Raw genomic sequence first — 14,436 nt, 5'->3', positions numbered from 1 at the left:
AAACAATAAAAAAATATGAAAAAGTTTATCTCATTCGTAGCTTTAGCTACTTTATTATTCTCAGCAATTGGATGTCGAGAAGCAGAACAAATCTCAGATTTTTCTGAAAATCAAAACTTAAAGTTTGCAGCAAAAACGGTTAATGATTCTGCAAATATACAGACTAATGCAGAAAACAATACCCAAATGGATAATACACCTAAAGATCCTCCTGTAAAAGATGGGCATAATTGGTAATATAATTCATTAGATGATTGTTTACATTTATAAAATGTAAATTTAGAATTATGGTAAAAATAAATTTTATAAAATTAATTTCTTTTCCTTGTGCTTTAACATCCTTTTATTTTGTAGGAGCACAAAATAAAAATGATAGTATTACTACAAAAGAAATTAAAGAGGTTCTTATAAAATTGCAACGAAAAAAACAATTTTCCGACCATGCCAATTATACTTTTGATAAAGAAGCATTGGAAAAAGCAAGACATTCCAAGGATTTGTTATCTACACTTCCAGAATTGCAACTTGATCCCATTTCAAATACCATCGTAAGCATTAAAGGAGGAAAAACGCTTTTTCTGATTAACGGCATTGAAGCCTCGGACAACCAAATAAAGAGCATTGTACCGACCAATGTTGTTCGTGTTGAATATTTCGATATTCCGCCTGCAAGATATTCCCAACGCGCCGATACCGTGGTAAACATCATTACAAGAAATCCCGAAGTTGGGTATTCTTACGGTGGAGACGTTACTTCGGCATTAACTACAGGATTTGTAAACGGCTCGGCTTACGCAGGATATACGAAAGGTAAAAATGATTTTGGCTTGGAATATTCCATCAATTTGAGGGATTATGACAACCGTATCGTGGACAAGGTTTACGGCTATTCTTTAAACAATAGTCATTACCGCTCGGAAGAACAGCAAAAAGACCATTTTGGATACACTTATCAGAATATAGGGTTACGATATGCGAATGTGGATGCAGGAAAGTATGCATTTCAGGCAAAATTTAATATGGTTCTGAATTCAAGTTTCAATAAAGGACTTGGAGCAAGTTTGTTTACAAAGGATGCTTCAGAAACCTTGCATAATACCATTCACAACAGCAATTCCAATTATTTGAACCCTTCTGTAGATTTGTATTACTCAAAAAATATCGGTAAAAAAGACGAGTTAAGTTTGAATTTAATCGGATCCTACTACGATACCAAATCTTATCAGTTTGACCGAGAATGGAATATCGCCACCAACACCGATGTGTTTAATAACGATATGAACCTAAAGGCAAAGCAGACGGGAATTGTCGGGGAAATTGCACACACCCATAATTTTGAAAAAGGGAAATTGAGTTCCGGTTACAGAATTTCCAATACTTTTATAAATAATGATTTGGTGAATTTGATTGGTTCGTCTGAATATTCTGTGAATTATCTCACGCAATATCTCTACACGGAATATTCGGGTAAGAAAGATAAACTTTCGTACCGTTTCGGAATTGGGGTAACCAACGTCCACAACAAAAGTGCAGAAACTATACAAGACGATTGGGCACCAACGCCGAAAATGGTTTTGAGTTATGAATTGGCAAAAAATCAGAGTTTGCGGTTAACGAGCAGTTATACATCGAATAGTCCTTGGGCTTCAGCGTTGAGTAGCAACGTGGTACAAATCGTTCCTAACATTGTACAGCGTGGAAATCCTTTATTGAAGTCTCAGCATTTATTCCGAAACAATCTTATTTATTCCTATGGTGGAAAAAAGATTGACTTTAATTTGAATGCTTTTTATAACATCGTTGACAAATATTTTGCTCAGATTTTTGAAGTGGATTCCGAAACAAGCGGTTATGCATTGACGTATCAAAATGCTGATTTTAATGAAAAAGGAATTCAATTTAGTGGCGCTTATAAGCCGTTCGGAACGCAAATTTTGGTCATAAAAACTTTTATTCAACCTGTTTCAATGATGTTAAAAGTTAATGATGGACGATCGTTTAAAAGTGAATTTGTACGCAGTAGTTTTGGACTTTCATCTCAATTTAAAAATGTTGGAGTTTATTACAATTTCAATTTACCAATTTATCAGATTAACGGTGCTTTCTTAAGTATAGATGAAAATCAAAACCATCTATTTGCGTCCTATAATTATAAAAATTTAAGGTTTTCAACTGGTTTTTATTGGATTGGCATGCCGTCACACTATCATAATAAGACTTTGGCAGGTAGTATAGTATCTAATGAAAGGATTTCAAACATTTATAACAACAAAAACATGTTTGTGCTCGGCTTGAGTTATGATTTCTCAAGCGGTAAGAAACTGCAGATGCAGAAAAAACTAAATAACTCCACAGATCCTGCATCGACATTTTAAGATTTTTACATAATTTGTTTGTAGTGCGCAATACAGATTTAATATGTTTAAATATCGCTTTCTTTAAAGCAAAAACTGAATTTTAACTTTTCTAAATTATTTAAGATGGAAAAGAAAACATTTGATCCAGCTGAATTCCTTGGAGTTCAGGTTTTGTCTCCTCTTGAAAAAAGAATGATCAAAGGAGGCTATCAACAACAGCAACAGCAACAGCAGCAACAGCAGCAGCAACAGCAAAGTGATTCTCCGCAGCCACCGCAAACGCCGCAACCACCTGTTACTGTTTTTGTGTAAATTGGTTATACCTTGAGGTTAATTCCTCAAGGTTTTAAATCCTAAAATCTAAATATGAAAAAAATACTTTTAATTATAATATTTTATTCAATGAGCACGAACATATTCAGTCAGTCGTTGCCTATTGCGGTTGCTAATGTAACAAAAACAGGCATAACATATTCTTATAGTGAAACAAGCGATGCAATAGCTATCTCACTTGCGTACGGGGAATCTTCCAAGATTGATGTAATAAAAAAATTGAAAAATACTTTCCCAAAAATTGAAGATAACACATATACTTTAGATAATCAGAATCTTTATTTTATTATTAATGAAATAAATAATTCAACCAAGATTGATTTAAAGTTAAAGCAAACACATAATTCTAAAGAAGAATTTAATGAAATTCAAACTAAAATTAAACATTTTTTTAAATCAATAATAGAGTGATGGAAATAGATATGATTCATAATGCTTTTGATTCAAAATGGTGGGATAACTTTTTAGCAAATACAAATATGCTAACAACTACAAATGTTTTCCATAATTGCATGCTACCAAACGAAACTAAGAGCATGAGAGAAGACGTCATGAAAATAATAAGATTAATCAGCATCAATAAAGTTCCCGAATATGGATTTCGTCTATATATTGAAGGTAAAAATGTTGCTTCAAAAGAGTTAATAAATTTTTTTGAAAACTATACTCCAAATATTAGTGAAACATTTGAAGAATGGACCGAAAGAGCTTTTGAGGGAAAAAAGTTTGGAATTATTATAAACAGAGGAGAAAAATTTAATCCATTGTTGGTCGAAAAAATTGCGATAAAAATAAAACCTTTAACTGAAAAATTTGGTATACCACGACTTGGCGTAACATTTACGATATTTATTGGAAACTATGGCTGGACACCTTTAGGAATTCATACAGACGGGCTAGGTGAAAATGTTATGCATTTTCATTTAGGTAAGGGAGGGAAAACTATGTATACATGGGATGTTGAAACTTATGAAAAAATTGTTGAACCGGAGTATAGATTTAATAATACAAACATTGAAGAAATCTTAGACCATGCCAATGTTTTTGATTTCAAAGATGGAGATATTTATTTTATGCCTTACGGAGAATATCATGTTGGAAAATCAGATGAGCTATCAATAGGACTAACGTTATGGTTTAATAATCATACTGAAAGCTCCCTATCTAAGAAAATCATAGACAATTTGCTTATAAATAGTTTAGAGGAAAGTTTCGAAATACTTCCTATGGATGTTTCTCCACCGGAAAATTTGGAAAATTTTGCGGATATTAAAAAACTTTTTCATAGCGATTTTAATAATAGAGACTTTTTAAGTATGTTAGAAGATACATATCGTGATTATAAAATGGCCTTATACAGTAATGCTGGTTTTTGGGAGCCTCCTTTTCCAAAAGAACATAAGGTAGATCATAATAAAGATTTTACTATTAAAATTGTTGATCCTTTTAAAATTCTTTTTTATATAGATAATCAACTTCATTTATTCATTCGAGGAAAAAAATTAGTTTAATTAATAATAATACAATTACTGATTTAGTTGAAAAATTAAATAAAGGCAATGAATTAAACAAAGAAGCTGTTTTCACTACGTTAGATAGTTCTTGGGCTGAACAAGTCAAAAGATATATTATTGATGTTTTATTTGAAAACCATATTATCACAGTAAAATATGCTTAAATTTTATCCCCAATATGACCAAATGGACTGTGGTCCAGCCTGTTTGGCAATGATAACATCTCATTATGGTATAGAGTATGGTCTACAATATTTGAGAGACAATAGTTTTATTACTAGGGATGGAGTATCATTATTGGGTATAAGTGAAGCTTCAGAAAAAATTGGTCTTGATAGTTTTGCACTAAAAATGTCAATAGAAAATATTAAAAAAGATGTTTTACCTGCAATTTTGCATTGGAATCAAAACCATTTTGTAGTACTGTACGATATTTCAAATAGTTTAATTTCAAAAGAAAAAAAATATAGAATAGCGGATCCAGCTCACGGATTTATTTCATTATCAGGAGAAAAGTTTAAAAAATCATGGTATTCTGATTCGGAGAATGAAAAAGGAATTGCATTGATATTAAAGCCTACTGAAGAGTTTTTCAAAAAAAAACCTCCTATAATTGAAGAATTGTCGGTTAAATATTTGATGAAATATTTGAAGCCCCACAAGATAAAAATGGTACAAATGTTTTTCTTATTGATGCTTGGAACAGTATTAACTTTAATATTTCCAATCTTAACTCAAAGACTTATTGATGATGGTGTTTTAAAAAAAAATTTATCACTAATAACATACATCTTACTTGCACAACTGTCTTTTTTCTTTGGCAACATTGTTATCAATATTTTCCGCAACTGGATAATGCTTATTGTAGGAACAAAAATTAATATCCAGATCATTTCAGATTTTCTTAAAAAACTCTTAAGGCTTCCAATAAAATTTTTTGAGACAAAATTAATTGGAGATTTTAACCAACGTATTCAAGATCATGAAAGGATAGAAAATTTTCTAACTTCACAGAGTCTAGTTACTTTTTTTTCTATAGTTAGTTTTTCAGTATTTTTTGGAGTTCTTTGGTATTATAATTTTTTTGTCCTTGCTGTTTATACACTTCTGACAATTGCTTCAGTTATGTGGTCATTATACTGGCTTAAAAAGCGTAAAATTCTTGATTACTATCATTTTTTACAAAGAAGTGCCAATCAAGACTCAATATATGAGATTATTAGCGGTGTTTCAGAAATGAAGCTCAATCAATTTGAAGATTTTAAGCGTCAAGAATGGGAGCAAATCCAGCAAAAGCTTTTTAAAATCAATATTCGCATTCTCAAATTGGATCAAATCCAACTCTCTGGATTTGAATTCATTAATCAGCTCAAAAACATTATTGTGACTTTTCTCTCTGCCTATTTTGTAATAAAAGGAAATATGACGTTGGGGGCACTTTTAAGTGTATCATACATCATTGGTCAGATGAATTCTCCTGTTAGCCAACTCATTAATTTTTTTAGATCATTACAGGATGCAAAATTGAGTTTAGCACGACTAAACGAAGTGCAAAATAATCCTGAAGAAGAACACGAAAATCAAGTGCCGCTACTTAGCAAAAAATATACAGAAAATAATGGAATAGAGAAAGGAATTTATTTTAAGAATGTTTCTTTTCAATATGAAGGACCTCAATCTCCGTGTGTTTTAAAAGGTATCAATTTATTTATTCCGGAAGGAAAAATTACTGCTATTGTTGGAGCTAGCGGCAGCGGTAAAACCACGTTGATAAAAATGCTTTTGAAATTCTATGAACCAATAGAAGGTAAGATAAAATTTAATCATCTCAATATAAATGAAGTTTCTCCAACAGATCTTAGAAAGAATTGCGGTGTAGTTATGCAGGACGGTTTTATTTTTTCTGATACAATTGAGCGAAATATTGCCACAAGTGATGAAATTATTAATTATGAAAAACTAAATAAAGCTTTAGAAACTGCAAATATCAAGTCTTTTGTGGAAGAACTTCCTCTAGGACTTAACACGAAAATTGGTGCTTCAGGAAACGGTATTTCAGGTGGGCAAAAACAAAGAATTCTTATTGCAAGGGCAGTTTATAAAAATCCTCACTTCATTTTATTTGACGAAGCAACATCGGCTTTAGACGCAGAAAATGAAAAAATTATTCATGATAATTTACAATCTTTCTTTAAAGGAAAAACGGTGATAATAGTGGCACACAGACTTTCTACAGTAAAAAATGCAGATCAAATTATTGTACTTAAAAATGGTCAAATAGTTGAGCAGGGAAACCACCAAGAATTGGTAAGCAAAAAAGCAGACTATTTTAATCTGGTTAAAAATCAACTGGAATTAGGTAATTAAAATATCTTTATTAAAAATAAAAGTAATATGAAAATCGATATTCATGTTCATACTCGAAAAATAAAAACAGGCGACGCACCTTCAAGAAATATTGAAGCGGAAAAATTCATTGAAATAATGAAGAATACCGATGTAAAGATTATGGCAATTACAAACCATAACCACTTTGATATAACACAATATGAAGTGTTCAGGGAGGGAGTCAAAGATCATTGCCAATTATGGCCAGGTATTGAACTCGATGTTTTTGAGAATGATAAAAGGGGTCACCTTATTGTAATTTGCAATCCTATAAACCACGAGGAATTTGATAAAAGAGTTAAAGCGTTGATTGCCGAAAAAAATGTAGATACTTTTACGTGCTCAATAAAGGAAATGGTAGATTCATTTGATGATTTGGATTGCGTTTATGTTGCCCATTATCTTGTAAAAAAACCAAATATTGGAGATGAAGAACTAGAACTTTTAGGAAATCAAATTGCAAATAAAAAGAGAATTATAAAAGAAGCGACAAATTCTATTTCTGCGGGTATCTATATTAGTCATGGTCATAATTCTATTTACGGTTCTGATGTTCATGATTGGGATAGCTACATTAAAGAAAGTGAAAATTTGCCAGAACTTAGGCTCCCGGTCGAAAGTTTTGAACAATTTACTTTACTACTTGAAAAAGATGAAGCAACAATAAATACACTTCTCAATAGCAAAACAAAAGAAAATGTAGAACTTGTTCCTTTTACAGTAGCCGATAAGATATCTTTAGAAATTTTCAATGATATCAATATTTTGTTTGGTTCGAAAGGAACTGGAAAGACAGAAATTTTGGATAATTTGTCAAAATATTACAATGATTTAGGTTACAAAACAAATGTTTATAAATCCAATGACCAACATCTAAACGAGGCATTTGATTTACGAGGTTCAGCTAATATCGATTTTTCTACATTGAATATAGATGAATGCGAAGAAGAAATCCAGTTTATTAAGCAAGTAAGTGAAGAAGATATTACGAGTATTTCAAAATACAAACAACATTTCGCTTTAGAGCAAACAAATAAAATTTCAAAAAATCTAAAAATTAAGGACACCATTCTGCAAGATGATACTATAATATCTCGCAAATTAAGTGAGTTAAATACGATTTCGCAAAAATTTAATGATTTCCTTACTTATATTAGAGATAACGACAATTTAAAAGATTATATTGATTTGGAACTGCTTAAGGAATTAATTGGAGTTTTGAATAAAATTTTGTTTTCATTGAAAAAACATACAGAAGATAAATTCATTGAGAAAACAAGTGTAAAAATGCTAAATCAAATAATTAATCTTTTTAGTACAGAAATTGCAAAAAAAACGGGTCAACCTCAAAAACCTGCAAAAACTGGATTTGCAGAATACGCAAGTAATCGTATAAAAATTGAAAAAACTATAAAAAAAATTCTTCAAAATATTAGTAAACAAATTGAACCGATTGAAGAATACGCTGGAAGCCTAGGAGAGAAAGGTGAAATTTTTTGCAAAACAAATCTTAAAATTCAAGATGGCAATATTACTGATAGTGCTTATACTCCAGTAAAGCAAGGTAGAAAAACACCTCAAAAAGATTTCGCAAAATCAATAATAGCGATACAGAGATCTTTATATAATAATAATTTATTCGAGAAAATTACAGAATTGAATGCGATCGATGGTATTGAAACAATTAATTCAGTAAGTGATTTACTTTTGAAATACAAACATTTCATTCTGAATAATGAGTCTTATAGTCCTTCTAATGGAGAGTCTTCGATGATCTTATTGCATAAAGAATTAAGCGAGGACAAGGAAATTTACTTGATTGATGAACCAGAAAAAAGTTTAGGAAATGATTATATAAATGATGTAATTGTACCTTTGTTGAGGGAAAAAGCACTGCTCGGTAAAAAAGTGATAATTGCGACTCATGACGCAAACATTGCAGTGAGAACTTTGCCCTACAACTCGATATATAGGCTTCACGACCAAGGACAATATTACACATTAACAGGAAATCCGTTTTCTAATAAATTGAAATGTATTTACGGAATTCATGATGAATTAGATTGGAAAGAAATAAGTATGAAAACATTAGAAGGAGGTAAAGAAGCCTTCGGAGAAAGAGGAAAAATATATGGAAACTAAAACAGCAAATATCAAACGAGAGGCAACAGCAACCTCCTTAATTCTTAATTTAGACACTCCTTTGGAAATAATTCTAACAGAGGATAATCCAAATTCTGTCAAAGCAATTTTTAATAATTTAATAAAAGAACTTAAAAAAGGTCTCTTAAAATTTGAACTGGAAGATGAAAAAAAAGATGATATGTACTTTCACATTTGCGATGAATACATTAAACAACTAAATTCTGAAATGGAAACCGTCTATAACGAATTGGTAGATTATGAACTTTTAGATACAAATGAAGAATAAACTTGTCCTAATTTATAAATCACGACCTGTAAGGTTTTAGATTACGATATTTCAATAATATTTTTGCTTTGCTTATCAATATTAAATGCAAGAATATTTTGTAAATATAATTGAAACGCTACAGGAGAACATCCGGGAACTATCTATGGAAATAGATAATCCTATCGTATTTTCCGAGCTAGCCATCAAGTTGAGTTTGGATTCACTCTCGAAACTAAAGAACTACGTTCTCAAAAACCCATTCCAAAATGTTGATGAAGAAATCAACTTTTTCAAAAATGTAAAACCGAGGATTCTTTCTAAGTTAATTTATCATAATTCAATTTTTCGAATTGAAACTAAAAAACCAAATGGTGGTGAGAAGATAATAAGGAAATATTATGAGGCAGAATTAGCCAAACTCAAGAACTACTTTGAGAATAATTTAGAATTTTACAAATATTATCGAACAGGAAGCAACTATTTAGATAATCATTATTTTTTACGTGGAAAATACGATATAAAATTAAGTTTAGACACATATTTTTTCGAATCCGATCACACTTTTACAACCTCTCACGACTATAAGGTTGCGAAAATTATTGCGAACGACCAACTACAGGTATATTTAGAAAATGAATTGTCAAACCTTTATAAAAATTATTGTAAAGATGAAAAACCATTGCTTCATTCAGGATTAAAATGGACAGCACCAAAAGTTTCACTAATTGAATTGCTTTATGCTTTACATGCTGAAGGAGTTTTTAACAATGGCGCTTTGGAACTGAAAGAAGTTGCAGAAAGTTTTGAGAAAATGTTCAATATCGATCTAGGACAGTTTCATAGAGTTTTCCTTGAAATTAGAATACGTAAATCTTCCAAAACAAAATTTCTAGATAATCTGAAAGAAACTCTGATAAAGCGAATGGACGATGCAGATGAAAATTAAAATAAATTATAAAAATAAAAAATATGGGATTTCACATTGTTAATTTAAAGAATGGAGTTCTTGAGCATGAATATATTCGTACTGAAAAAGAGCTTGCATTTTCTGATAAGATTAAGGAGGACACAATTATCTATCAAGGCGAAGAAAACTGGAAACCAGTGCGCGTTGGAGATTCAGAAAAATACAAAGATTATTGCAACCTGGACTTCCGAGCAGGAATGAAAGCTCAACAACTTTTTAAAGAACAGACAAGGAGGGAAAGTTTAATGTTGGAAGAAATTAACCAAGATGTAGATAGTTTTGCTAATTATAAGCTTGATAAAACTTCTACTCGTTATAAAAGAGGAGATTTTCTTGTTAGAAACTATCGAAATCTGGAAATCGAAGTAAAATGTAAGAGATTTTATCCAGACAAAAATCCAAAAGTTTTTTATTTTAATGTTCAAGATATACTGAAGCATACCAATATGCAAGAAAGTTCCCAAACGCCAATTATTTTGGCAATTTACGAACGTTCAAAAGACGGCGGTATTATCGAGGAACCAAATTTTGTTTCCATTGATATGATTAATGAAAACAAAAATAAATTAAAAATAGAACCAACAAATAATGAAGATTGCTACAAAATACCTATCTCATATTTAAAGAAAGGTTTCGGGTTTATTAAAGAATTTAGTTGGTAGAATATTTTTATAATATTAGAAACTTCACACTATTAGTAATCACAAGTTGCAAGGGCTTGTGATTTTTTATTTCATAAGTTATAAGGGATAAAAATGCATAATTATTAGTGACTTTTTAAGACTTTTTTTTAATAAAAAATCATTCACAACTTCGGTTTATCTTGTGATAAAACACCATAGAAAAGCATAAACTTTGTCGCCATAATCAAAATTATACTAATTATGGCACTCGAAGTATTGACAAAAGAAGACCTTCAAAATTTCAAATCAGAACTCTTACAAGAAATTAAAGGGTTGTTTCATTTCAAAACAACCGAGCAGAAATTGTGGCTCAAATCCTCAGAAGTGAAAGAACTTCTGAAAATTTCATCTGGCACTCTACAAACTTTGCGCATTAATGGAACTTTAAGGTTTTCGAAAGTGGGCGGAACACTTTATTACAATTACGAAGACATCGAAAAAATGTTGAATAAAAAATAATTTTTGAAATGAATTATATTCGGCATTTAACGGGTTTCTTCGACAAAATCCAAGAAGATGAGCGCCTAAACCCTACTCACATCAGTCTTTATATTGCATTATTTCAATTTTGGAACGTCAATCATTTTCGAAATCCCATCAGTATTTCGCGAAACGAAATGATGAAGTTAAGTAAGATTTCGGCTTACGGAACTTACCACAAATGCATCAAAGAATTGCAGGAATTCGGCTATATTGAATATATACCCTCTTTCAATCCCTACAAAGGGAGCACTGTAAATTTATTTGAATTTGATGATTCAGATGACTACGATTTAGCCAAATCAGAAAATGAACAAATCTCTAAATCTAACCATATCAGAAAGTCTGCGAGTAGTGAAAAACTTAGCCAAACCGTATCAGAAATTGAACAGGTAGCGTATCAAAAACTGAACAAGAACCACATCAAAAATCGAACAGGTAGTGAACAAGTGATGAACAACTACAATATCAAAATCGATACAGGTTTTGAACAAGAATTGATACCTTCTACAAACATATCAAACAATACAAACTATAAAACAGAGGAAGAGTTAGCGCAACCTCAAAAAAAATTGTTAGATAAAAAGTCAGTAAAAATCAAAATTGAAAAGCAGGGTTCAAAAATCCCACCTGAATTTTTTGAAGTGCAAATGTATTTTGAAGAAAAAGATTCCACAAAATGGGAAGCCGAAAAATTTTTCAATCATTACGAAAGCAACGGTTGGCTTGTCGGCGGAAACTCGCCAATGAAAAATTGGCAAGCAGGCGCAAGAAAATGGCTTTTGAATTGCAAAAAGTATAATTTTTCCACCACAGAAAAATCAAAAATTTCGATTCCAAATTTCGGTAGGATTCCTCAACCACACCACCTAAACGCTACCGTACAGAAATCTTATCAAGAAAAACTATAAAAATTTCGCAATGCAACTTCCGACAAGAGAAATCGAGATGTCTTATGATTACAAAAAAGTGGTTTCCTTCCTCATCGAAACTGCTGAAAAACATCTCGGCAAAAAATTTCAAATTCCCAAAAATGAACAGGGAATTATCTTTGGAATTTTGGCTTGGTTCCTTGAAGATGAATTGGTGGCAAAGGAAATGAAAATTGATTTAAGCAAAGGAATTCTCCTAACAGGACCAATTGGGTGTGGAAAAACGACTTTGTTGAAATTAATGCAAAAAATTCCTTCAAACAGAAAAAATTTTGGAGTTTATGCAACACGTCAGGTTGTTTCAGAATTTATGCAAACGGGATTTGAAACTATTGAAAAATACTCTCGTGGCAACCTTTACAATGAAACAAGGCAAATGCGTTCTATTTGCTTTGACGATCTTGGAGCGGAAACTACCTCGAAATATTTCGGAAACGATTGCAATGTAATGGCGGAAATTCTGCTAACTCGTTACGATTTGTACAAGGAAAAAGGATTGATTACGCATATAACCACTAATCTTACCGCTGGTGAAATTGAATCCATTTATGGAAATCGCCTGCGCTCAAGAATGCGTGAAATGTTTAACCTTTTTGGTTACGATGAAATATCAAAAGATAAGAGAAAATGAATGTTTAAGGGTATTTGGAATGATCTGTTAACAACCTGTTTAAAAATTACACAACTTGTAAAATCCTCTTTTGAAGAGTTATTTTAACCGATTATATTAGTAAAATATTCAAAAATAATAGAAATATAATGAAGGTAACTGACGGCATTGATAACAAGAAATATCTATGGCAACTTACGATTGAAGAGTTCAAAGACCTTCACAAAGAAATTACCAAAGAAAGGAATTACGAATACGGAATAAAAGGTTTGGCAAAAATTTTGGGTGTTTCCCGTTCGAAAGCTTATAACATTAAAGCTTCGGGGATTTTGGGTGACGCAATTATCCAAAACGGAAAAGTGATTGTGATTGATGTTGAAAAAGCACTTCAACTTTTTTCAGAAAGTAATCGGTGATTGAAATGAGATATGAAAAATTTGCTAAAAATTTTTGGAATACCTATGATTATCAAACATTAGGAATTACTAGTGTCGCAATGTATTTGTATTTGATTTGGCAAATGGAAAAACTTCAGACAGAAAATTTTTCGCTTTCAGATTCTCAGATTTCCAAAGACTTGGGCATTAGAAGAAATACAGTAAAAATTTGCAGGGATAAATTAAGAGCAAGTGGACTTTTAGATTACGAAATTCCAAAAGGAGGTTCAGTGTATTATGATTTTAAGTCTAATAAAAGTCTGATTAACAACGAAGCCAAGGAAGAACTTAAAAGTGAAAAGAAAGTTCCACCAAAATCAAAAAATGTTTCTTCTGAAATTAATTTTACAAAACCGAAATCTATTAAACGAAGTTCTATTCACCAACTATCACAATCTCAAATTTCGGATTTACAATCTCAAATTCCAACTTTTGCTGAATTTCTCGCTTTCGCAAAAACAGTTGAATTTTACCAAGACCACCTAGAAAATTTGCTGAAAGAAAAATACGATGCTTGGATGGAAAACTGCTGGAAAAATAATTTGGGAAAACCGATTACCAATTGGAAACTTTCTTTAAAGAATGCAATTCCTTTCCTCAAAAATAATCCAGTAGAAACTGTCTCTCTAAACCAGGTTCCGAAAATAGAGCGTCCTGCAAATTAATTATCATCTATTTAAATTTTCTTTTGAAAAAAAAGAAATCACCCTCAAATTTTTCTTCAAGATTTTCGAATTCAATAAATTGAATAAACTCTTGCAAACATTTTCCTTTAAAACCTCTAAACTTTGGAAAAGTTTCAAGTGGGATTGCAAATAGATCGCTAAATTTATGGATATCCAATTTTTCAAACATATTCCACAATCTCCTACTGAAAGGAAAATGACTGTCTGAAATTTTTTTGTCGACAAATGACGTTTCATCGCCGATTTTTCTTTTAATCAACTGTCTATATTCTAAAATATAATTTGCACGAAGCTGATTTCTTTTTTCCTTTAAATCATTAATTTCCAATACAAGATTTGAGACTGATTTGATTTTAAAAAATGTCTTTTTGTAAATATATCGGATTGACTCTTTTGACACTCCAAATTCGGATGAAACAGATTGAAAAGAATATCCTTTCAGAAGTATATTTTCCATTATCTCAAACTCTTGGTCGGTCAGAAATTTTTTAGAAATATCTAGATAGAATCGATTTGTAAGATTAATAATTGATTTTCCCGAGACATTATATTTCCCAACAGTAAATATGCTATTGTCAATTTCAGGGCTTCTTTCAGGTATAGTGCTCATTATCAGTATTTTTTCATACGTGGAGT

At 31.1% G+C, this 14,436-nt stretch carries 16 protein-coding genes; 15 read left to right on the top strand and 1 reads right to left on the bottom strand.

What is annotated here, in order from left to right; translation table 11 throughout:
• Positions 1–15: 15 nt before the first annotated feature.
• The 15 genes from CO230_RS07575 (at position 16) to CO230_RS07505 (ending at position 13,779) form a co-directional block, all read left to right on the top strand.
• The gene (locus CO230_RS07575) at positions 16–237 is read left to right on the top strand and encodes a hypothetical protein (protein WP_122028047.1); all 222 of its coding nucleotides are present in this window, start codon (positions 16–18) and stop codon (positions 235–237) included.
• 50 nt (positions 238–287) lie between these two features.
• Entirely contained in the window at positions 288–2,375 is a 2,088-nt protein-coding gene (locus CO230_RS07570; protein ID WP_122028046.1) for an outer membrane beta-barrel protein, read from the top strand.
• Positions 2,376–2,480: 105 nt separating this feature from the next.
• Complete coding sequence (locus CO230_RS07565; protein WP_122028045.1) at positions 2,481–2,669, top strand: hypothetical protein; 189 nt, start codon at positions 2,481–2,483, stop codon at positions 2,667–2,669.
• A gap of 54 nt (positions 2,670–2,723) precedes the next feature.
• Complete coding sequence (locus CO230_RS07560; protein ID WP_122028044.1) at positions 2,724–3,101, top strand: hypothetical protein; 378 nt, start codon at positions 2,724–2,726, stop codon at positions 3,099–3,101.
• Positions 3,098–4,201: a hypothetical protein gene (locus CO230_RS07555; RefSeq protein ID WP_162990002.1), complete on the top strand. Its 1,104-nt coding sequence runs from the start codon at positions 3,098–3,100 to the stop codon at positions 4,199–4,201. Before CO230_RS07560 ends, CO230_RS07555 begins: the two co-directional genes overlap by 4 nt.
• 159 nt (positions 4,202–4,360) lie before the next feature.
• On the top strand, positions 4,361–6,571 hold the full coding sequence (locus CO230_RS07550; protein WP_122028042.1) for a peptidase domain-containing ABC transporter: 2,211 nt from the start codon (positions 4,361–4,363) through the stop codon (positions 6,569–6,571).
• A gap of 27 nt (positions 6,572–6,598) precedes the next feature.
• Positions 6,599–8,734, top strand: coding sequence for a hypothetical protein (locus CO230_RS07545; protein ID WP_122028041.1), 2,136 nt, complete (start codon positions 6,599–6,601; stop codon positions 8,732–8,734).
• Positions 8,724–9,023, top strand: coding sequence for a hypothetical protein (locus CO230_RS07540; protein ID WP_122028040.1), 300 nt, complete (start codon positions 8,724–8,726; stop codon positions 9,021–9,023). The genes CO230_RS07545 and CO230_RS07540 overlap by 11 nt, the downstream gene beginning before the upstream one ends.
• A 145-nt stretch (positions 9,024–9,168) precedes the next feature.
• Positions 9,169–9,951 (top strand): RteC domain-containing protein, encoded by a 783-nt coding sequence (locus CO230_RS07535; protein WP_317124746.1) that lies wholly within the window; start codon positions 9,169–9,171, stop codon positions 9,949–9,951.
• Between the two features lie 23 nt (positions 9,952–9,974).
• Positions 9,975–10,634, top strand: a complete 660-nt coding sequence (locus CO230_RS07530; protein WP_122028038.1) for a hypothetical protein — start codon at positions 9,975–9,977, stop codon at positions 10,632–10,634.
• A gap of 222 nt (positions 10,635–10,856) precedes the next feature.
• Positions 10,857–11,114 carry a helix-turn-helix domain-containing protein gene (locus tag CO230_RS07525; protein WP_122028037.1) on the top strand — a complete coding sequence of 86 codons (258 nt, stop codon included), beginning with the start codon at positions 10,857–10,859 and terminating at the stop codon, positions 11,112–11,114.
• Between the two features lie 8 nt (positions 11,115–11,122).
• Positions 11,123–12,046 (top strand): transcriptional regulator, encoded by a 924-nt coding sequence (locus tag CO230_RS07520; protein WP_122028036.1) that lies wholly within the window; start codon positions 11,123–11,125, stop codon positions 12,044–12,046.
• 10 nt (positions 12,047–12,056) lie between these two features.
• Positions 12,057–12,698: an AAA family ATPase gene (locus CO230_RS07515; RefSeq protein ID WP_122028035.1), complete on the top strand. Its 642-nt coding sequence runs from the start codon at positions 12,057–12,059 to the stop codon at positions 12,696–12,698.
• Positions 12,699–12,826: 128 nt separating this feature from the next.
• Positions 12,827–13,093 (top strand): DUF3853 family protein, encoded by a 267-nt coding sequence (locus CO230_RS07510; RefSeq protein ID WP_122028034.1) that lies wholly within the window; start codon positions 12,827–12,829, stop codon positions 13,091–13,093.
• Between the two features lie 5 nt (positions 13,094–13,098).
• Entirely contained in the window at positions 13,099–13,779 is a 681-nt protein-coding gene (locus CO230_RS07505; protein WP_122028033.1) for a hypothetical protein, read from the top strand.
• Positions 13,780–13,786: 7 nt separating this feature from the next.
• Here the strand turns inward: CO230_RS07505 and CO230_RS07500 are convergent, their stop codons facing one another.
• Positions 13,787–14,410 carry a hypothetical protein gene (locus tag CO230_RS07500; RefSeq protein WP_122028032.1) on the bottom strand — a complete coding sequence of 208 codons (624 nt, stop codon included), beginning with the start codon at positions 14,408–14,410 and terminating at the stop codon, positions 13,787–13,789.
• Positions 14,411–14,436: the final 26 nt, after the last annotated feature.

The sequence above is a fragment of the Chryseobacterium sp. 6424 genome (assembly GCF_003692615.1).
Lineage (GTDB): Bacteria > Bacteroidota > Bacteroidia > Flavobacteriales > Weeksellaceae > Kaistella.
The sequence above is the reverse complement of the archived record's forward strand: the minus strand, read 5'-3'. Positions and strand labels throughout refer to the sequence as shown.